Source organism: Catalinimonas alkaloidigena (assembly GCF_029504655.1).
In the GTDB taxonomy this organism is placed as follows: Bacteria; Bacteroidota; Bacteroidia; order Cytophagales; family Cyclobacteriaceae; genus Catalinimonas; species Catalinimonas alkaloidigena.
Genome location: NZ_JAQFIL010000001.1, coordinates 4,626,027 through 4,648,010, shown reverse-complemented (window position 1 = coordinate 4,648,010; position 21,984 = coordinate 4,626,027). Strand labels below are relative to the sequence as shown.

Annotated in this window: 16 protein-coding genes; 11 read left to right on the top strand and 5 right to left on the bottom strand. The window is 43.3% G+C overall.

The window, feature by feature from the left end:
• Positions 1-31: 31 nt before the first annotated feature.
• Together OKW21_RS18915 and OKW21_RS18910 are read right to left on the bottom strand one after the other, a co-directional pair.
• A complete protein-coding gene (locus tag OKW21_RS18915) occupies positions 32-343 on the bottom strand; it encodes a four helix bundle protein (RefSeq protein ID WP_277482097.1) in 312 nt (103 codons plus the stop codon).
• A 23-nt stretch (positions 344-366) separates the two neighbouring features.
• Positions 367-1,821, bottom strand: a complete 1,455-nt coding sequence (locus OKW21_RS18910; protein ID WP_277482095.1) for an anthranilate synthase component I family protein — start codon at positions 1,819-1,821, stop codon at positions 367-369.
• Positions 1,822-2,143: 322 nt separating this feature from the next.
• Between OKW21_RS18910 and OKW21_RS18905 the strand changes: the two genes are divergently transcribed.
• Both OKW21_RS18905 and OKW21_RS18900 read left to right on the top strand, forming a co-directional pair.
• A complete protein-coding gene (locus OKW21_RS18905) occupies positions 2,144-2,707 on the top strand; it encodes a hypothetical protein (RefSeq protein WP_277482093.1) in 564 nt (187 codons plus the stop codon).
• Between the two features lie 481 nt (positions 2,708-3,188).
• The gene (locus tag OKW21_RS18900; protein ID WP_277482090.1) at positions 3,189-8,858 is read left to right on the top strand and encodes an alpha-2-macroglobulin family protein; all 5,670 of its coding nucleotides are present in this window, start codon (positions 3,189-3,191) and stop codon (positions 8,856-8,858) included.
• Positions 8,859-8,937: 79 nt separating this feature from the next.
• On the opposite strand, the gene OKW21_RS18895 is transcribed toward OKW21_RS18900, so the two are convergent.
• On the bottom strand, positions 8,938-9,471 hold the full coding sequence (locus OKW21_RS18895; protein WP_277482089.1) for a hypothetical protein: 534 nt from the start codon (positions 9,469-9,471) through the stop codon (positions 8,938-8,940).
• A 176-nt stretch (positions 9,472-9,647) separates the two neighbouring features.
• Positions 9,648-12,302: a valine--tRNA ligase gene (locus OKW21_RS18890; RefSeq protein WP_277482087.1), complete on the bottom strand. Its 2,655-nt coding sequence runs from the start codon at positions 12,300-12,302 to the stop codon at positions 9,648-9,650.
• Positions 12,303-12,549: 247 nt separating this feature from the next.
• Here OKW21_RS18890 and OKW21_RS18885 point away from each other — a divergent pair, with 247 nt between their 5' ends.
• The 9 genes from OKW21_RS18885 to dnaN all read left to right on the top strand — a co-directional run bounded on the left by OKW21_RS18885 (position 12,550) and on the right by dnaN (position 19,864).
• Complete coding sequence (locus tag OKW21_RS18885) at positions 12,550-12,948, top strand: GtrA family protein (protein ID WP_277482086.1); 399 nt, start codon at positions 12,550-12,552, stop codon at positions 12,946-12,948.
• A gap of 190 nt (positions 12,949-13,138) precedes the next feature.
• Positions 13,139-13,828, top strand: a complete 690-nt coding sequence (locus tag OKW21_RS18880) for a response regulator transcription factor (RefSeq protein WP_277482084.1) — start codon at positions 13,139-13,141, stop codon at positions 13,826-13,828.
• Positions 13,829-13,846: 18 nt separating this feature from the next.
• Positions 13,847-14,926 carry a sensor histidine kinase gene (locus OKW21_RS18875; protein WP_277482082.1) on the top strand — a complete coding sequence of 360 codons (1,080 nt, stop codon included), beginning with the start codon at positions 13,847-13,849 and terminating at the stop codon, positions 14,924-14,926.
• Between the two features lie 66 nt (positions 14,927-14,992).
• Complete coding sequence (locus tag OKW21_RS18870) at positions 14,993-15,748, top strand: RluA family pseudouridine synthase (RefSeq protein ID WP_277482080.1); 756 nt, start codon at positions 14,993-14,995, stop codon at positions 15,746-15,748.
• A gap of 115 nt (positions 15,749-15,863) precedes the next feature.
• The gene (gene rplM / locus OKW21_RS18865; RefSeq protein ID WP_277482078.1) at positions 15,864-16,316 is read left to right on the top strand and encodes a 50S ribosomal protein L13; all 453 of its coding nucleotides are present in this window, start codon (positions 15,864-15,866) and stop codon (positions 16,314-16,316) included.
• Positions 16,317-16,331: 15 nt separating this feature from the next.
• The gene (gene rpsI / locus OKW21_RS18860) at positions 16,332-16,718 is read left to right on the top strand and encodes a 30S ribosomal protein S9 (RefSeq protein ID WP_277482074.1); all 387 of its coding nucleotides are present in this window, start codon (positions 16,332-16,334) and stop codon (positions 16,716-16,718) included.
• Positions 16,719-16,803: 85 nt separating this feature from the next.
• Entirely contained in the window at positions 16,804-17,592 is a 789-nt protein-coding gene (rpsB, locus tag OKW21_RS18855) for a 30S ribosomal protein S2 (protein ID WP_277482072.1), read from the top strand.
• Positions 17,593-17,706: 114 nt separating this feature from the next.
• The gene (tsf, locus tag OKW21_RS18850) at positions 17,707-18,537 is read left to right on the top strand and encodes a translation elongation factor Ts (protein ID WP_277482070.1); all 831 of its coding nucleotides are present in this window, start codon (positions 17,707-17,709) and stop codon (positions 18,535-18,537) included.
• Positions 18,538-18,739: 202 nt separating this feature from the next.
• Positions 18,740-19,864 (top strand): DNA polymerase III subunit beta, encoded by a 1,125-nt coding sequence (gene dnaN, locus OKW21_RS18845; RefSeq protein ID WP_277482068.1) that lies wholly within the window; start codon positions 18,740-18,742, stop codon positions 19,862-19,864.
• Between the two features lie 81 nt (positions 19,865-19,945).
• Here dnaN and OKW21_RS18840 read toward each other — a convergent pair whose 3' ends face one another.
• Entirely contained in the window at positions 19,946-21,979 is a 2,034-nt protein-coding gene (locus OKW21_RS18840) for a CocE/NonD family hydrolase (RefSeq protein ID WP_277482065.1), read from the bottom strand.
• Positions 21,980-21,984: the final 5 nt, after the last annotated feature.

The window sequence follows — 21,984 nt, the reverse complement described above, 5'->3', positions numbered from 1 at the left end:
AACCAGAAAGCTGTCGCAATATTTCTAATAATTAACTTTTTAAAGATTCATATTTTTCAGCTTCAAGAAGTCCTGTATGGTTTAGAATGAACAACTGGCTTCTTAATTCTCCGGCTGAACCTTTTGCGTAGCGAAGAAATCTTACAAATTCTTTATTACTTCCATATTCATATCCTTCGGCAATATTGCTGGAAATAGAGATAGCAGCACTCTTAATTTGATCTTTCATACTGAAATCCTGCTTTAGTTTGCCTTCTTCAGCAATTTGATAGATATCCAATGCCAAAGCAGCAGCATGCTTCCAGATAGGTAAATCTTCAAACTGCTCTATCTTCCCCATCATCTGTAATTTGGAATCTGCAATTTTTAATTTGATATATCTTCCGCGACATCAAGCGCTCTTCTTAGGGCAGCGAGTTTGTTGTTGACTTCCTGCAGTTCACTTTCTACCACCGACTTAGCCACTACACCTGCACCCGCCTGATAATACAAAGTATTGTTCTGGCTGATGAATGACCTGATCATGATAGCATGGTTAAACTGTGCAGTATGATGCTCACTGCCAAAACCTAAAAAGCCAATGGCTCCACCATAATATCCTCTTTTGGTGCTTTCATATTTGTTGATCAACTGCATCGCCATATGTTTCGGTGCTCCGGACAAGGTGCCTGCCGGAAAAGTATCGGCTACTACCTGAATGGGAGATGTCTCTGGCGCCAGCTTGCTGGTAACTTTAGATACCAAGTGGATAACATGCGAAAAATACTGTACCTCCTTGAAAGTTTCTACAGTGACTTCATCGCCATGTCTGCTCAGGTCATTACGAGCCAGGTCTACCAGCATTACATGTTCGGAGTTCTCTTTCGGGTCGTCAATAAGCTTTTTCGCTAACTCAGCATCCGCTGCATCATTACCGGTACGCTTAAACGTTCCGGCGATGGGATAGATACTGGCTTCACCTTCTTTGATGACGATCTGTGCTTCCGGTGAAGAACCGAAGATTTTGTAGCTGCCATAGTCAAAATAAAAGAGGTATGGAGATGGGTTAATAGAGCGCAGTGCGCGGTACACATTGAATTCGTCACCCTTAAATTGGTTCTGGAATCTGCGTGAAAGCACAATCTGAAATACATCTCCCCGAAAGCAATGCGCTTGTCCTTTGCGGATAATATCCAGAAATTCCTCATCAGAGTAGTTGCTGCTTTCTTCTCCCTGTCGCTGGAAGCGGTAGGTGGGGATATTGCGGTTATTGATGAGAGAGATTAGATCAGCCAGCTTATCATGAGAAGCTTCCTCCCCCGATACTTCATGATGGAAGGCATACAGCTCATTCCGGAAATGATCAATAGCGATGACGTAGCGGTATACCGCATAGTGGATCTCCGGTATTCCGTAATCTTTTTCAGTATCGGCATCCATCTCTATATCTTCGTAATACTGAACGGCATCATATCCCATATAACCAAACATGCCATTGGTGCTGAATTTATACGGATGATCTTCAGCCTTGAAAGAAGCCGCAAACTGGCTTAGCATTTCAATAATGTCCTGCTTCTTCTCGGTTTTGGTCTCAGTAGAAGTACCATCCGGGAATTTTTGGCGTACTACTTTATTTTTTACTGAAAAGGAAGCGATAGGACTACAGCAGATAAAGGAAAAACTATTGTCGCTGCTGTGATAGTCCGAGCTTTCCAGCAGGATAGGGTTATCATAGCGGTCACGAATTTTCAAATAAATATTGACCGGTGTAATGGTGTCTGCGAGCATTCGGCGGTGCTCACTCACCAGATGAAAAGCGTGCTTGCTTGGTTTTGTCTGCATTGGTTCTCTGTTTAAAATAAAAAAGCCTACTGAGCGAACAGTAGGCTTATGAATCATGCTTTATGGATAAAGACATTAAATAACTAGCCGTTCGCGACAAAATGAATTGCGCGCCACCACCAGTTAGTTTTTACATATGTCTTGCTAATTCTTACCATGTGCGACAAATATAAAGTCCTATCTTTATTTTTCAAACGGAGTTTATCAAATTGTGCATAAAATACAGACGATGTGATTTTATAAGCCAAAGCGCGCTTAAATAGCAAATATTATCCGGGCAAAAAAATACTGCCCGAAATGACCACAAATTTATATAAATAGTATGGAGACGCTGGCAGAAGAATACCAGACACTGAGTAAGAGAAATACTGCTCTGAGCAGATATAATAAACAGCTTATTTACTGGATGCGAATTTTAGGTTTTCTGCTCTTACTTGCACTTGCCTATATCATTTACATAGAATATTACCCTCCATTTTTCGGCAGGTGGCCAGAATTAACCGAGCGTTATAAAAATCTCCAGCTTGAAAATGAAAAACTTAAGGCTGAGACTGATAGCCTGAACCGTGTAAATAATCTGCTGGTAGAGATTTCGCCCTATTATACCGGCGTCTTTTTTGAGGTACAAATCGGAGCTTTTGAAAATTTTGACCTAGAAAAATATAAGGAGGGACTGGCAAAACTTAACATAGATTATAGTGGCGAACTGGATCAGTATACCTTAGGAAAATTTCGTGAGCTGGAAATTGCCCAGGATTTTGCCCAGGATATACGTAAGATGGGAATACAGGATGCTTTCATTGTTGCCAAAGTTGATGGCGAAAGGGTTACCGTAAAAGAAGCCCAGCTTGAAGCAGAACGATTGAGGGAGGGTGATGAAAGTTGAAAAAATACCCAACTTGAGTCTGGAGGGTTTTACTAACCCCCTTTATGACAGGTTTTGAGCTGCTAAACCATCGCAACAATCCACTGTTAACTCCGGCATTCACCGAAGCCCCTCACAAAAGCAAGGGGTGAGGCCCGGTTTTGATGGTAAGCTTCACTCGGTATTTATCTAAGTGTTGGAGTTAGAAAACGAGTCCAGAACCCAAGCGGGTAATCTTTAATTTTTTTGAAAGAACGTTCTAAGCCTTTTTACAATTAAACCAGCAATAAGGTTCAAAGCTTTTGAATTTTTATGAAGTTACAAATATAAAAACTCTTGTCGTGTTTTGTAATTAAATCAAGGCTTCTTTCCTACACCTGTTATACCAAAATTTTTTATAAAAAAAACCATTCCTATTTTTACGACCTTGAATACACATAGAATTTTTTATCCTTCTATATGTGGTATAATTTAGCTTATTTGATATCGTTTCAAAGATATTATGAACACAGTCAGAGCGTTTCTATTACAACTACTCAATCAAATTTCTTACTGGATCAGGAATGCTATTTCATGGCTTCACGCCTGGTACGTACGGGCCTCTTGGCAAGAGAGAGGAATAGTCGGTGGCGGTGGCCTTCTCCTTATTTTCCTACTGGTATGGGGCGGCTCATTGTTCTCAGATGAAGACTTCCAGGGGACCGAAGAGGTAGATGAGGCTTTCAGTGCGTATATCTCAGGCTATACTGCCGGAATAATCTCTTCAGAGTCATCCATACGTATAAAATTTAACCAGGCCCTTGCTGACTCTAGCCAGCTGGGTAAAAAAGTTGATGAGGAATACTTTTCTTTTAACCCTTCTATCAAAGGAGAAACGTATTGGCTGGATAGGAGTACGCTTGAATTTATGCCTGAACAAAGACTGCGTTCAGGACAAAAATATCAGGTAAAGTTTGCTTTGGAAGAACTAATAGAAGTGCCCGACGAACTTGAAAGTTTTGAGTATGCTCTTCGTACCATGCAGCAAAATTATGCGGTGGAGTTAAATGGTCTTACATACGAGGATCGTGAAGACCTTGCCAAACCCGTACTGGAAGGAAGGTTGTTAACAGCAGATGTAGCGGATGCCTCATCTGTGGAAAAAATGCTGACAGCTATGCAGGATGAAAATACCCTGGAAATAGACTGGCAGCATAATGCCCTCACTCACCAATTTACAGTGCGAAATATCAGCAGATTAAGTGGAGACGTTAATATCCTTTTGCAAAGTAATGGAGAGCTCATTTCTGTAAACAAGAGCGATGAGATAGAGATACCTGTACCTTCATTAGGTCGCTTTTCACTTATCGGACATACAGTAACAGAAGAGCCAGAGCAATATGTGGAACTGCGTTTTTCAGACCCTTTACAGGAGAATCAAGACCTGGAAGGGCTTATTCAGATACGACAATCCGGTGAAGGTAACCCACGACTTATCATAGACAATAATATTTTGCGGGTATATCCTCCTGAAGCTATGAGTGGGCGCTATACGCTGGTGGTTAATGAGGGCATTAAAAATAGTAAAGGCGAACGCCTGGAGCAAACTACAGAAGTGGATGTCCTCTTTGAGCCTATCAAACCCGGCGTTCGTTTCGTCAACAAAGGAGTGATCCTGCCTTCTACCGATGGCATGATGCTTCCCTTTGAGGCTGCTAATCTGCGGGAAATTGATGTGACCATTGTGAAAATTTTTGAAGATAATCTCAATCAGTTTTTTCAGGTCAACCAATACGATGGAGAGCAGGAAATCCGCAGGGTAGCCCGTCCGGTAGCCCAGAAAAAAGTGCCGCTCAACGCCTCCGGTGCTACTGACCTCAGTAAGTGGAACCGCTTTACGCTGGATCTTAGGGAGATCATTGAGACAGATCCCGGTGCTTTGTATCAGGTCGTTTTAAGTTTTAGACTAAGCCAGTCACTTTATAGCTGTAACACAGCAGATGCTGAAGAAAATGATCTGACGGACTATGACCTTTCCGAAGACTGGGACGACCCTTCCAAAATTTACTGGGATGCTTATAATCAGTATTATTATGCCCCTAACTACAATTGGGAAGAAAGAGACAATCCCTGCTCACCATCCTACTACGGGTTTCGCCGCAGTGCCAAGACCAAGCTGTTGGCATCTGACCTGGGGCTTATTGCCAAGCGGGGAGAAAACGATCTGCTTTATATTGCTGTCACCGATCTGCGTTCTGCCGAACCCCTCTCGGGAGTAGATATAAATGTATACGACTTTCAGCAACGCCTGATCACTGAGGCCTCAACTGACGGAGATGGAGAAGCTTTAATTGAAACTGATCGTCGTCCCTACCTACTGGTAGCTTCCGATGGGAGGCAGCGGGGCTATCTACGTGTGGATGATGGTAGCTCTCTGTCTCTCAGTAGCTTTGAAGTATCCGGACAGGAAGTCCGCAATGGCCTGAAGGGCTTTATCTATGGTGACAGGGGCGTATGGCGCCCCGGTGATTCACTGCATATTAACTTTATACTGGAAGATAAAGCCCAAACTTTACCTGCCAACCATCCGGTCATTTTTCAACTGGAAAATCCACGTGGGCAGATGGTACAACGCATCGTAAGGACTAATGCAATAGGAAACATTTACAATTTCAGCACGGCTACCGAAGCAGATGCCCTTACCGGAAACTGGACTGCCAATGTACAGGTAGGAGGGGCCTCCTTCACCAAAAATTTGCGTGTAGAGACCGTTCGTCCTAATCGACTGAAAATTGATCTGGACTTCCGAACGGATAGGTTCGTCGCCCGTAATCCGAATCCCAGTGGACAGTTGAATGTAAGCTGGCTCAGCGGAGCAAATGCCCGCAACTTACGGGCTGAGTTTGAGATGCAACTTAGCCCCGGACAAACTGACTTTGAAGGTTTCCCCAACTACACTTTTGAGGATGAAGCCAGAGATTTTTCAGATGAACGTCGCGAAGTATTTGATGGCAGGGTAGATGAGAATGGCCGTACCAGCTTTGACGTAGACCTGGATTTGGAGCAGGAAGTACCGGGCGTACTGAATGCCACTTTCTTCGGCAGAGTCTATGAAGAAGGAGGAAATTTCAGTATTGACCGCTTTACGCTGCCCTATTACCCTTATTCTTCTTTTGTTGGCCTGGATGTACCTGAAGGTGAAAGTATGGGTGGTGCATTGCTTACCGGAGAATCTCATCAGGTGAGCCTGGTCGTAGTAGACGAAAGAGGAGAACTGCTCAACCGCCGTGAACTGGACATGTCATTATACAAACTGGACTGGCGCTGGTGGTGGGAGCAATCAGAAGATTACATAGCCAATTACGTAGGAAATGAATACCATGAGCCTGTTTTACAGGAGACGATTTCTGTTGACAATGGAAAAACAAACTGGAGCTTTAGCGTAAATGAAGAAGCCTGGGGGCGATATTACCTACGGGCCTGTGATACTGAGTCAGGCCATTGCACCGGAGAAGTCGTTTATCTGGACTGGCCGGAATATGCCGGTCGCGATGGGCGCAATGCACCTCAGGCAGCCGCCATGTTAAGTTTTTCGGCAGACAAAGTAAGCTACGAAGTAGGAGAAGAAGCCACTGTAAACATTCCTGCCAAAGGTGAAGGGAGAGCGCTGGTCAGCATAGAAAATGGAACAGAGGTACTGGAATCTTACTGGGTAGAAATGGAAGAAGAAGGAGAGACTCCTTTTATCTTTGAGATCACAGAAAAGATGACGCCCAATATCTATGTGCATGTGTCACTGCTACAGCCTCATGCGCAGACTGTCAATGACCTGCCAATCCGTATGTACGGCATTATTCCTTTGGAAGTCAGTAATCCGGAAACATTGCTGGAGCCGGTGATTAGCATGCCGGAAAAAGTGGAACCCGAAGGTGAAATGATCATCACGGTCACGGAAGCCAATGAAAAGCCTATGGCCTATACTATCGCAATGGTAGATGAAGGTCTGCTGGACCTCACCAATTTTAAGACTCCCGCTCCTCATGATTACTTCTACGCGCGCGAAGCTTTAGGTGTCAAAACCTGGGACATGTACGAGTATGTGATCGGCGCTTATGGGGGAGAACTGGAGAGAATTCTGTCTATCGGAGGGGATGAAGCTGCTCGGGGAGAAGGAAGCCGTCGTGCTAACCGCTTTGACCCGGTGGTAAAATTCCTGGGCCCTTTCTTTCTGGAAGATGGAGAGGAAAATATTCACACCATTCGCATGCCTAACTACGTAGGTTCTGTCCGTACGATGGTTGTAGCTGCTAATGAAGGAGCTTACGGCCATACCGAGCAAAGTACACCGGTAAGCAAGCCACTGATGGTGCTGGGCACCATGCCCAGAACTTTGAGTCCCGGAGAGCGTCTTCAGCTACCCGTAGACGTATTTGCAATGGATAATTCGGTTAAGAGTGTAAGGGTAAGCGTGAGTACCGGTAATTTGATGAGCCTGCAGGGTAAACGTTCAGAAGAGATGTTTTTTGCCAATCCCGGTGATCGTATCTTAGATTTTAATTTGCAGGTGTCTGAGCAGGTAGGAACAGGGACTGTAGAAATTAATGCGGCTGCCGGGCCGGTTAGGGCAGGTTATAATGTAGAGATAGATGTGCGCAATCCTAATCCTCCAGTTACTACAGCCCTGAGTTCTTTGCTGAGCGCAGGTAGTAACTGGGAAGCCAGCTTTGAAGCCATCGGCATGTCCGGTACCAATGAGGCTGTCATAGAACTTTCTGATATACCTCCCCTTAATCTTGGCAGGCGCCTGGAGTATCTCATCAGCTATCCGCACGGCTGTGTAGAGCAAACCATTTCGGCGGCCTTTCCCCAATTGTATCTGAGTAATGTGCAGGAATTATCAGCGGAAGAACAGGCAAGAGTTGAAACACACATTAAGCAGGCGATCAGGCAGTTAAGTGCATTCCGAACGAATGAGGGCGCTTTTGCTTACTGGCCTGGCTCCAATGATGCTGATGAGTGGAGCACCAGCTATGCTGGACACTTCTTACTGGAAGCGCAGCAGAAAGGGTATTTTGTTCCCGCCGGACTGATTCAGTCATGGATGGTTTACCAAAAAAGAAGAGCTACCCAATGGGGAAGAAGCCAGCAGTATGCCCGTGAAGATCTGATACAGGCTTATCGCCTCTACACGCTGGCCCTAGCCGGACAGGAAGAACAGGGAGCTATGAATCGTATGAGAGAACTTAGTGGCCTGAGTCTGGCTGCTCAGTGGAGACTTGCTACTGCCTATGCCTTGTTAGAACAGAATGATGTTGCTGAATCCCTCATTTCTGGTTTGAGCAATGAGGTGCAAAGCTATGAAGAAACAGCAGGTACTTACGGCTCTGCCCTGAGAGATGAAGCTATGATCCTGGAGACTTTAGCACTGATGAACCAGAGAGAAAAAGGGTTGGCGCTGTTCCGCCGTATCTCTTCTGCATTAAGCAATGATGACAACTGGATGAGCACCCAGACCACAGCCTTTGCCCTTATGGCTACTACCAAATTTGCTGAGAACATGGAACTGGGAGAAGGCATCAACGCCAGTATTGAGATTGACGGTCAACCTGCGATTAATTTGCAGTCGGAGCTATCGGTAGTGCAGCGGCCTATTGCCATGAACGGAAGAAGTGAGCACAATGTGAAAGTAGTCAATCAGGGTGAGGGGGAATTATACGCGAGAGTTATCCTCAGAGGCAGGCCCGCCCTTGGCAATGAAACAATGCTGAGTAATGGCTTGCAGATGAAAATGGTTTACAAAGGAATCAACGGTGAAGCTCTAGAAATTGAGGACATCAAGCAGGGAACTGACTTCGTAGCTGAAGTAATGGTGCATAATCCCGGTACAAATGGTGATATTCAGCAGTTAGCTTTATCGCATATCGTGCCTTCAGGCTGGGAGATATTGAATACCCGCCTGCTGGATATGGAGCAGTTTAACCAACAGTCCGCCTATGACTATCAGGATATCCGCGATGACCGTGTATATACTTATTTTGATCTGGCTGCCGGAGAACGTAAAACTTTCCGAATCATGTTGAATGCCAGCTACGAAGGCCGTTTCTACCAACCCAGTATTTACTGCGAAGCTATGTATGACAATACCATCAATGCTGGTTTGGAAGGAATGTGGGTAGAGGTAAGTGAGCCATAAGCTATTGCTTGAAAAGTAAAAAAGCGGCACAATTTAATAAATTATGCCGCTTTGTATTAAGAGGAAAAAGTACAAAGTTCTAAATACCCAGAATCTTGGCATTCACTCCAAATATGGTATGTACGTCAATTGTATAATCAGAACTGAGTGCTTCATCAGTTACTACTTCTGTGATCAAAGAGAATTCATCTTGTTTAATGTATTCTTTCAGATCAATACCCGTGGTTTCTAAAGCAAGCATATTTCCTGAGATGGAAGATACATCCTCATGCCAGGCGATCTTTTCTTTGGGTAAACCCTCAGCCTCTATGTAAATGTCAATAGTTTTCAGGAAGCTGAAATCTGCATCATTAGGCGTCTGAATTGTCAACTCTAATGTTTTTAACCTTATCTCTTCTACTAAATCTTTTCGCGTATCATTTACCCCAAAAGTAGATTCTGAGTTAGTTTTTACATCTGGTGTGAAAATGTCCAGCGGTAGATTAAGCCCGGTAGTTGAAGGAATGGTTATGGAAGTGTCATAGTCCATATTAAACTTGGTAAGCTCATCTACCTGTTCACAGGCGGTAAAAACAAAAAATAATAAAATTAGAGAATATACATTTCTTTTCATAAGACTCATCTTTTTTGATTCCATGAGCTATGCACAAAAGCTATGCAATCGCTATAAGTTTCTAGCAATGAACATGTATGAAAAGGCAGTGAATATTACTTTTTATAGTTTTTCTCAGAAAATTTAGTTAGAAAAAAGAGAGTGTATCTGCTGGAATTTGATAAAAATAAGCGATACTACAGCGCTGCTAACTGTTCCTCAAGTGCTTTGATCTTAGCTTCGGCATCTGCCTGCTTTTTACGTTCCATAGCCACTACCTTTTCCGGAGCATTCTGGACAAAGCGCTCATTACTCAACTTTTTGTTCACTGATGCCAGAAAGCCCCGGTTGTATTCCAGTTCTTTTTCCATCCTTTCTCTTTCCTGCTCTGCATCTACGGCACCACCAAGCGGCACAAAGCATTCATTTGGTTTTCCCTGAGGGGTATTGACCATAAAACTGGCGGCACCTTCAATTTTATCATCGGTAAAACTGATGCTTTCTACATTTGCCAACTTTTGGATAATGCTGCCAAACTGATCAAAAGTCTCTTTAGAATCGGTACGAACGCTGAGTTCCAGAGGCTGTTTGTTTGCAATACCACGACTGCTTCTTACATTACGCAGATTACTGATGATATCAATGGCTACCTGACCATTGCTGACTAATGTTTGATCAGCGTCAAGGCGGCTCTCGGAAGTATCTGCTTCCGGCCAGGGGGCTACAATTAGATAGTCGTTTTCTGTACGTACTTTGATCTCATGCCAGATTTCTTCAGTTAGGAAAGGCATAAAAGGATGCAGTATTTTCATCATCTTCTCAAAGAAACGGATGGTAGCATCATAGGTCATCTGATCTATCTGCCTGTCTTCGGGCTTGATCATTTCCAGGTACCATGAACAGAAGTCAGTCCATGCCAGCTTATACACTACCTGCAAAGCATCTGAGATTCGGAATTTGGAGAAATGATCTTCCAGTTCTATCAGTGCCTGATTATATTTGGCTTCAAACCAGGCGATCGCTGTGCTATTTTGCTCATTGGTTCGCTCACCTTCTACTTCCCAGCCTTTTACCAGACGGAAAGCATTCCATATTTTGTTGGCAAAATTACGGCCTTGCTCACAGAGTTTGATATCAAACAATAGGTCATTGCCTGCCGGTGAGCTAAACAACATTCCGGTACGGACTCCATCCGCGCCATAGTCTTTGATCAGTTCCAGCGGATCAGGTGAGTTGCCCAGGGATTTGGACATTTTGCGGCCCAGCTTATCTCTCACTATCCCGGTCAGGTACACATTGCGGAAAGGCTTTTCCTGACGGTATTCGTAGCCATAAATGATCATGCGGGCTACCCAGAAGAAAAGAATTTCCGGTGCAGTCACCAGGTCATTGGTAGGATAATAGTAATTGATGTCCTCATTATCGGGATTACGGATACCGTCAAAAACTGTGATAGGCCAGAGGCCGGAAGAAAACCAGGTGTCCAGCACATCTTCGTCCTGGCGCAAGTCTTCTGAAGTCAAGGAGGAATCGCCACTTTGTTCCTGCGCCAGCTTCAGCGCTTCTTCTGGTGTTTCAGCCACTACCAATTCACCATCAGGAAGATAATAAGCAGGGATGCGCTGTCCCCACCACAGCTGACGGGAGATACACCAGTCGCGCACATTTTCCATCCAGGAGCGGTACATGTTCTTGAACTTGGGGGGGTGTAGCTGCACATCATCATTTAGTACGTGCTCCAGCGCGGGTTTGGTGAGTTCTTTCATCGCCACAAACCACTGCTCAGATAGTCGGGGTTCCACCACAGCATCGGTTCTTTCGGAGAAGCCTACACTATTTTTGTAATCTTCTACTTTTTCCAGCTGGCCCAGCTTGTCAATTTCTTTGGCAATCTTTTTTCTGACGATGAAGCGATCTTCTCCTACGAAAAACTGCGCAGCGTCGCTCATGCTACCATCCTCGTTCATCACATCCAGTGTCTCCAGCTTGTGCTTAATGCCCAGCTCATAGTCGTTGGGGTCGTGGGCCGGCGTAACCTTCAGGCAGCCGGTACCAAACTCCATGCTCACATACTCATCTTCAATTACCGGCACAGCGCGATTGACCAGCGGAACAATTACTCTTTTTCCTCTCAGATGACGATAACGTTCGTCTTCAGGATTAATACAGACCGCAGTATCTCCCAGTATCGTTTCCGGGCGGGTAGTAGCGATGATGACAAACTTATCTTCACCCTCAATCTGATATTTTACATAGTAAAGCTTGGAGTTTACATCCTTATGAATCACTTCGTCATCGGCCAGGGCGGTCTTTCCCTGTGGGTCCCAGTTGATCATGCGATAGCCACGGTAGATGTAACCTTTATTATAGAAATCTACAAAAACCTTGATCACCGATTCCGACATATGGTCTTCCATCGTGAAGCGGGTGCGGTCCCAGTCGCAGGAAGCTCCCAGCTTTTTCAGCTGCTCAAGAATAATCCCGCCATATTTTTCTTTCCACTCCCAGGAATATTGAAGAAATTCTTCACGACTGATGTCATGCTTTTTGATGCCTCTTTCTTTCAGCATAGCCACTACTTTAGCTTCAGTGGCAATAGATGCGTGATCGGTACCCGGCACCCAGCAGGCTTCTTTACCCTCCATACGAGCCTTGCGCACCAGTACATCCTGTATAGTATTGTTGAGCATATGGCCCATATGAAGTACTCCAGTTACATTGGGCGGAGGGATGACGATGGAATATGGTTCTTTATCAGGCTTAGGGGTTGAATGGAAAAATTTCTTGTCCATCCACTGTTGGTACCATTTGTCCTCAACGGCCTGTGGGTTGTATTTGCTAGAGAGCGACATAAATAATTCAGTCTAAAAATGTTAAGCTTTCGCAAAGATAAAAACTTGCTCCGAACTTACTGAATCTTTTGCCGCCTTAAGAAGATTGTTAAAGGGTATTTATGCGTACGAGCTCACAAATTGAGATGTATACTTTGCAAAGGAAAGTGCTGACAGTTAAGAGTAGGTATTTATTTTAGCAATTAAAAATTTAACTATTTGGTCTTTAGTATATATTATTGCTAAATTTAAATAAAAATACTGCAAAATGTATGCTTATTTAGACCAGCCTGTATTTATTCAATTTTTACATTTTTGTATGGTAGGGGTACTGGGAGTGTCTCTGGACTTCTTCATCACCTGGATATTGAAGGAAAAGATGCATTGGCGCAAGTATTTGGCAAATAGTACTGCCTTTATCATAGCTACCAGTATGAATTACGCTCTGAACAGACACTGGACATTTCATAGTAACGATCCACATTTGCTGAAACAGTATCTTTCATTTATGGTCATAGGAGTCATTGGTTTGGGTATCAATAACCTTATCGTGTTCTTTCTGCATGGCAAAAAAGAACATAATTTTTATCTCTCAAAGTTTTTTGCCATCGGCATAGTTGTGCTGTGGAATTTCTTTGCGAATTACGCTTACACCTTCCAGGCTTAGCACTACACTATTTGTACTTTTCCGTTCATTTCCTTTTGGAAACAAGCGTTTGAAGATACTGTCAAGGGTTGAAATCAGTCTATGGATTTCTTATTTTTTATTCCTGTTTTTTGTCTTTATTTTTGATTTCAAATTATGACTTTTGTACTACGAGCAAATTGTTGATAATTAAACCTTTATCTTAAACCTTATGGCAAGCAAGCAGCACAAAGTGCTTGTGGTAGATGACGAACCCGATATCTTAGACCTGCTGGAATATAACCTGGCGAAAGAAGGATATAAGGTAAAGACGGCTACCAATGGAAAAAAAGCGGTAGAAATTGCCGCTAACTTTTTACCAGATTTGATTCTTCTGGATATCATGATGCCCAATCAGGATGGTGTGGAAACTTGCCGGCAATTGCGCGAAAACCCGGAACTCTATAATACTTATATTGTATTCCTAACAGCGCGTTCTGAAGAATACTCAGAGGTGGCAGCCTTTGATACCGGGGCTGATGATTATATTACAAAGCCTATCAAGCCCCGTGCTCTGATGAGCCGTATCAGTGCGATGTTTAGGAGAGAAGCCAAGAAAAAGCAGAAAAGTGATAAAATTACCATCGGCGGACTTACGATTGATAGAACCAGTTATATGGTTACTGTAAATGACGAACAGGTAAGCCTGCCTAAGAAGGAATTTGAACTGCTTTATTTCCTTGCCCAAAATCCTGATAAAGTGCATAGCCGTGATGACCTCTTACAAAATATATGGGGTGCCGACGTATATGTACTTGCCCGCACAGTAGATGTTCATATTCGTAAGGTGCGCGAGAAAGTGGGCAGTCAGTATATCGCCACCGTCAAAGGGGTAGGCTATAAGTTTGGTGTGGAAGAATAGTGATCAAAATTCTATAGTATGTTGGTCAATGCGAGAGGTGTTGCTTTTTTATTAGGTATTTCTATTTCAATCGTCACCACTGCTTTTTTATCATTGGTAGAGGGAGTTAGTTTAACCGCATTAATGGTGGCGCTGATACTTTCTTTTTCCTCTTCCTACATACTTATTAATATTAGCCTGGAATTTTTAATTTTTAGAGAGATCAACAAGATTTATCATGTGCTGGATAAACTTAAACGTAAAGACCTGTCTTTTGTAGGAGAAAGGAAGCGCAAACGAGCTTTAAACCCTCTGAAACAGATCAATGAAGAGATCTTTGAGTATGCTGCCAATAAGCAAAAAGAGATCAACGACCTGAAGAAGATGGAAGAGTTTAGAAGGGAGTTTGTCGCCAACGTATCCCATGAGTTAAAGACGCCTATTTTCGCTGCCCAGGGTTTTGTCCATACGCTACTGGATGGAGCCATGGAAAACAAAAAGGTGCGCTACAAATTTCTGAAAAAAGCGGGAAAAAGCCTGGATGGTCTGGATATGCTGGTGCAAGACCTGCTTACCCTCTCGCAAATGGAAACCGGAGATATTAAAATGAATTATGAGCATTTTGATATTTCTCTGATGGTAAAAGAAGTTTTTGAACAGTTTGAGAGCGAAGCAGAAAAGAAAAATATTGAGATGGTTCTCAGGCAGCAAACCTCTACCTATGTATTTGCCGATCATCAGCGTATCTACCAAGTGCTGGTAAACCTTATCAGCAATGCTATTAAATACACCAAGAAAGACGGGGCAGTAGAAGTATATTTTAAGATAGAAGAGCGTAATGTAGTGGTGTATGTGAAAGACTACGGAAGAGGGATTCCTCCTGAAGACATTGACCGTATTTTTGAGCGTTTTTATAGAGTAGAAAAGAGCCGCTCCAAAAATAAAGGAGGTACCGGCCTGGGGCTTGCGATAGTAAAGCACATCATTGAACTGCATCATTCTAAGGTAAGGGTATCAAGCGAAGTTGATAGAGGGTCTGTTTTCAGTTTTAAGCTTCCGGTAGGGAACAAAGATAAAGTAGAAGAGTACATGGATGTTGAGGATGAAGAGCAGACATAGTAAGCCATGGCTTAATGTTTCTGCGATTTACTGTAACCCTCAGCTCGTATTTTTAGTCATATGGATATGGAATCACGTCAATCATACGCCGCACAGGCTATACAACAATTATATAAAGTTAGCTTCAGTGATCTGATATTATTCGAGAATGACGATTATGTCTTGATCAATAAACCCGCATTTGTGTCCACCCTGGATGATCGTCATGATGATATTAGCATCATCGCAATGGCGCGTGATTATGTGGCAGATGCACAGGTTTGTCATCGACTTGATAAAGAAACTTCAGGAGCACTGCTGATTGCTAAGAACCCGGAAGCTTACCGGTCTGCCTCAATGCAGTTTGAGCATCGTAAGGTCAAAAAGATATACCATGCTGTTTGCGACGGTATTCATGATTACAATGAAATAAAAATTGACCTGCCAATACATGCGACAAGTAAAGGTGTGGTAAAAATCAGTAAAAGAGACGGAAAAGAGGCGCTGACCTACGTAAATACCCTAAAAGCTTACAGGAAACATACCTTGGTAGAATGCCAGCCTGTGACTGGGCGTATGCATCAGATTAGGGTACACTTATCGGCAATGGGAGCTCCTATTAGTGGAGATGAGCAGTATGGTGGTAAGCCCTTTTATTTGTCGGAACTGAAAAAAAATTATAACCTGAAAAAGGATGCCGAAGAGTTGCCTCTGATCAAAAGAGTAGCGCTACATGCCCAAGCGATCAGTTTTGAACTATTAAACAAAGAGAACGTTTCTGTAAAAGCGCCTTACGCTAAAGACTTTGCTGTTGTCCTGAAGCAATTAGAAAAGTTAAGCTAATCTTGAGAAAAGCTAGAGGGCGTGTTGCATTTAATGGAAATACCCGCTACCTTTGTGTTCTTTTTAGAAAAAGGTGTAATAGTATTGGTTTGATGAACCTAAAAATAACATAAAATTGGATATTGTAAGTTATAAAACGGTATCGGCTAACAAGTCAACAGTAGAAAAGAAGTGGCACATCGTTGACGCCGGTGACGCTCCACTGGGCCGTTTGTGCAGTGAAGTGGCTAAAATTTTAAGAGGAAAGCACAAGCCTAGTTTTACGCCTCACGTAGATTGTGGTGACAAAGTAATTATTGTCAATGCTGACAGCCTGCGTTTGACTGGTAAGAAGATAGATGCTAAGGAGTATATCCGCCATACAGGGTATCCCGGAGGTCAGCGTTTTTCTACACCTCGTGAAGAGATGGAAAAATCTTCTACTCGCGTAATTGAAAAGGCCATTAAAGGCATGCTTCCTAAAAACAGTTTGGGAAGAGAAGTATTTAAAAACCTGCATATTTATGAAGGATCAGAGCATCCTCATGAAGCTCAGCAGCCACAAAAACTAGATTTAAGTCACCTATAAGCCTGAATCCCATCTATGGAAGTTATTAATACAATTGGTAGACGCAAAACTTCAGTAGCCAGACTGTACATGCAGCCTGGTAACGGTAAGATTGTAATCAACAAAAAACCTGTAGAACAGTATTTCCCTTCAGAAATTCTGCAAACCATCGTGAAACAGCCCCTCACGCTGACTGAGCAGGATGGGAGCTATGATCTGAAAATCATTGTAAGCGGAGGAGGGGTAAAAGGACAGGCAGAAGCAATTCGTCTGGCTGTGTCACGTGCCTTGGTAAGCAATGATGATGAGCACCGCCCATCACTTAAGAAAGAAGGCTTCCTGACTCGTGACCCTCGTATGGTGGAGCGTAAGAAGTACGGCCGTAGGAAAGCAAGAAGAGCATTCCAGTTCAGTAAACGATAGATATTATTTTAAACTTAATTTTTGTGATTACTCGAGTTTGTGCCCTAACGAGCTCCTAATTGAGTAACTCAACAAAATCAATAGCATGGAAAAATTAGAATATAAAGACTTATTAGATGCTGGTGTTCACTTTGGACACCTTACCCGTAAGTGGAATCCGAAAATCGCTCCCTATGTATTTATGGAGAGAAACGGGATACATATTATAGACCTTAACAAAACATTGGTTTGTCTTGATGATGCAGCCAATGCTATGAAGCAGATTGTAAAATCTGGTCGTAAGGTGATGTTTGTAGCTACCAAAAAGCAAGCGCAAGAGGTAGTATCTGAAGAAGCAAAACGCCTTAGAATGCCTTACGTAACCGACCGCTGGTTGGGGGGTATGATGACTAACTTCGCTACCATACGTAAGTCTTTACGTAAGATGTCTTCTATTGATAAGCTTACCAAAGAAGAAGCTTATCTGAACCTGGCGAAGCGTGAGCGCCTGATGATGTCCAGAGAAAGAGATAAGCTGGAAAAAGTTCTGGGAGGTATTGCCGACCTTACTCGTCTTCCTGCAGCGCTGTTTGTAGTAGATATTAAGCGTGAGCATATCGCTATCAAAGAAGCTCAGAAATTGAATATTCCAGTGATTGGAATTGTTGATACAAATTCTGACCCTAACGAAGTTCAGTATCCTATTCCCGCGAATGATGACGCTTACAAATCTATATCGCTGATTGTGAAGCATATGGGTAAAGCAGTAGAGGAGGGTTTAATAGAGCGCAAGCAGCAAAAAGAGGAAGCTAAACTGAAGGAAGAAGAAAACCAGAAGAAGAAAGCTGACGAGCAGGAAGAGCTTGAGCCAAAAGACTCAGGATCAAAAGAGTAAACTCCTGTAAAATATCTTATACATACGAACATCGGCCTTAGCTCGATGTTCTTTTTTTATATAAGAAAGACAGTAATTAACACAATTCATAAAACCTAGAAAAAATATTCTGTTATGGCTATCACTGCAAAAGATGTAAATAAGCTCCGCCAGATGACAGGAGCCGGAATGATGGACTGCAAAAAGGCTCTGGTTGAAGCAGATGGCGATTTTGATAAAGCAGTAGAGATCCTTAGAAAGAAGGGACAAAAAATATCAGCCTCTCGCTCCGACCGCGAAACAAATGAAGGAACTGTATTTGTCAAATCAAGTGATGATCTTAAGGAAGCTGTAATGATCTCACTCAATTGTGAGACTGACTTCGTAGCCAAAAATGAAGAATTTCAGCAGGCGGGTAATGCTATCCTTGATGTAGCTTTCAATGAGAAGCCAGCTAATGTAGATGAACTTCAAAAGCTGAAGCTTGGTGATCTTACTGTAGAAGAAAAACTGACTGAATTGGTTGGTAAAATAGGTGAGAAAATAGACATCGGTGCATACGAAAGGCTTACTGGCGAAATGGTAGTCTCTTATATCCACGCTGGAAACCGTTTGGGAGTACTGGTAGCATTGGAGAATACCGGTGGGGATGCAGAAGAAGCAGGACGTGATGTAGGTATGCAGATTGCTGCCATGAACCCCGTCGCACTTGATAAGGATGAAGTAGATCAGGCCACCATTGAGCGTGAATTGACAATTGGGCGTGATCAGGCTAAAGCTGAAGGTAAGCCTGAAAATATCATTGAAAAAATTGCTCAGGGTAAGCTTAACAAATTCTATAAAGACAACACTTTAGTGAATCAGGCCTATGTTAAAGATCCAAGTATGAGTGTAGCTCAGTACCTGGATAGCGTTAACAAAGGCATGAAAGTTATTGCTTTCAAACGTATTTCGGTTAGTGAGTAAACAGAAAAGATAATTTAGATCAGTCAAGGCCCGGTATGAAAATGCCGGGCTTTTATTTTATAAAAAAAATAGCTGCTAAAGAAGACAATTGTTTTAATTTGTTGGGCAGGTCAATCTTCTCATATAAATTTATATATTTACCCATTAAAATATTAGTTTAAGAACTTAGCGTTAATTTGTTGATTTTAAGTACTCTTGTATTATGAAGTTTGTCGTTTCTTCCTCCGCTTTGCTAAAGCAATTATCTGCTGTCAACGGAGTAATTGCTTCCAATCCGGTAGTGCCTATACTGGAAAACTTCCTCTGTGAGGTGAGTAGCGGTAAGCTGACCATTACCGCCTCTGACCTGCAGACTTCCATGATTACTGAGATGGAAGTTGATGCTGAAGAGAGTGGAAGTATCGCTGTTCCGGCTCGTATCCTAATTGACACGCTCAAAAATCTTCCTGAACAGCCAGTAACTTTTACCATTGATAGTTCATCTTATAACATAGAAATTCACTCTGCCAACGGACAATACAGATTATCCGGAGAAAATGCCACCGATTTCCCCAGCATAGCAAAGGTAGAAGATGGTTATGATGTTGAAATTCCTTCAGATGTGCTTTCTAGTGCAGTAAGTAATACCCTCTTTGCCACCAGTACAGACGAATTGCGCCCGGCTATGACAGGTGTGTATGTTAACTTAAAGGATGATAATAGTACTTTTGTAGCCACTGATGGTCATCGCCTGATTCGTTATTTGCGTTCAGATGTACATTCATCTAACAAAACCTCACTTATCATTCCTCGTAAGGCATTGAGTTTACTGAAAACCACATTGCCCACGGATAGGGTGCCGGTTAATGTGCAATTCAATGCTTCTAACGTTTTCTTTAAGTTTAATAATATCCAGCTGATTTGCCGCCTGATTGATGAGCGCTATCCGGATTATGAGAATGTAATCCCTAAGGATAACAAAAACGAAATGGTGATTAACCGCCTTGAGTTCTTAAGTTCATTGAAGCGTATAGCGATATATGCCAACAAAACCACCCATCAGGTAAGGCTGAAAATTGCAGGAAATGAGCTTCATATTTCAGCGGAGGATCTGGACTTCTCTAATGAGGCAAATGAACAATTAAGTTGTGAGCATGATGGAGAAGATATAGAAATAGGCTTTAATGCTCGCTTCCTGATAGAGATGTTAAATAACCTAGATTCAAATGAGGTTATTCTTAAACTTTCTGCTCCAAACCGTGCTGGTTTGATTGTGCCTAAGGATACAGAATCTGATGAGGATATTTTGATGCTGGTAATGCCGGTAATGCTTAATAATTACGCTTAAGATTTTACACTTCATAACCTACAATTAAGGCTACCTTCGGGTAGCCTTTGATTTTTGCATGCAAGAAACCTTTTGTGCCTGCTATAATAAGTGCCTAGGAATCTTTTCATGCCAGTTTTTAGAGAAGATACGTGACTGCCCTTCGTACGCATCTAAAGTAGCATGAATGTAAAAGTAGTCTTTGTCAGAAGTAAGGGTAGTATGAGTTTTGGTATGGATATTCCAGTCTGCTCTTTCCAACTGGGTTTTGCTCCAGGTTTCTCCTCTTACAGTAGATAGATCATCATTGATGATACTATACTTTTCCTCACTACAGTCTGACATCTGTAAATCTATTTCCTCAATTTTTTGGGTTCCGCTATCTTTCAGTACCCAGAGCGTAGATTTATCGTCTACCAGATCCCGGATCACCTGCCACTTTTCATCACCATTACGGAGCAATTTCACAGTTGAAGTAGGTTGTGCCCCTTGCGGAGCAGGAAATTTAAGGTCAGTAATGCCACTCTTAATTTTTACCGGTAACTTAATATCGCTTTCCTCAGGGTACAGCCAGACAGTAGCCACCTCCGGAGGAGTCCAGGCCAGTGGCCAGTAGGAGGTGGAAATAGATATTCGAAACCGATGACCTTGGGGAAATACATGAGCACACTCATTCAATTGCAAATTGACCCTATACTTTTTTCCCGGCACTAATTGCTCCGGATTTGCATGTCCATGACGGTGTGCCAGGTTCTTGAGACCATAGGTCACTCTGGTCGCTTTGCCGTCAGGCGCTACATCTGAGAGCCGCACTGCCACATAAGCCACTGGCTCATCAGCTTCCAACATCAGGTCCAGGGAGGTGGCTCCCAGTACTTCCAGATCCTGAGAAAGCACTTCGCTCTGGAAAACCAAGGCCCCGCCGTCTTCTTCTCTCTGGTCGCTGGGCAAATCCGGTGGAGCATTATAAGAACACCATTTACCCGCAAAAAGCCCCAGTCTCAGGGGGGACCTGACGCTCATGGGAACTGAAGCCTGCTGCGATTCTTTTTCTGTGTGCTGCTCCAGTAAAAGATGCTCCTGGTTGAGGGTGAAATTTTTATTTTCAATGATAGGGGAAGGCCACTCCTTCATCCCCACCCAATAGCCGGGACGATTTTCATATTGCGTACTGGGTGGCATGCTTTCCTGCATCCAGACTCTTAGCATAGGTTCATCCATGATCCCTGTTTCGTCACCTTTCAGCCACTGATCCCACCAACGGATACTTTCCTGTAAGAAACCTATGGCAGGACCGGGCACCCCCATGTTTGGGTATTTATGGCTCCATGGGCCTACTAAACCCATGCGAGGCACGTCTAAGTGTTCCATAAGGCGAAACACAGCATTGGTATAGCCATCTGCCCAACCGCTGGCAGCCAGTACGGGTATTTTTATAGCGCTATAATCTTCACAGATGGAGCCATGCGCCCAGTACTCATCTCTGGCCTGATGACGCAGCCACTTTTCCAGCCAGAGTCCGCTGCCTTCCAGTCGTTGCATCCACATTTCTTTCCACCGATCTCCTACGATCTCAGGGTCTGGAGGGAGGCTGTTTTTGGCAAACATGACCGAGGCCCAGGAGAGGTTATCTCCCAGCATGCAGCCTCCCATGTAATGGACGTCGTCTTTGTAGCGGTCATCAGTAGAGCATACGGTAATCACTGCCTTAAGTGCTTCAGGCTGGCGTGCCGCAAGCTGTAATCCATTAAATCCACCCCAGGAGATGCCAATAATTCCTACGTTGCCATTGCACCAGCTTTGCTCACTGAGCCACTGGATGATGTGCTCTCCATCCGATAACTCTTGCTCCAGATACTCGTCTTCAAGTACTCCCTCAGAATCTCCGCTGCCGCGAATATCTACCCGGATGCAAGCATATCCATAACCTGCAAAGTACTGATGGTTGATCTCATCTCTGACTCTTTTGAAATCCCGTTTCCGGTAAGGGATATATTCAAAAATCGCAGGTACAGGCTCATCATGAGCTTTTTCGGGGATCCACATGCGGGCAGCTAAGCGAATGCCATCAGGCATGGGAATCCAGGTGTTTTCAATTTCTTCAAATGCATGGGGGAATTCCTTCACTTCCTGCATACTCT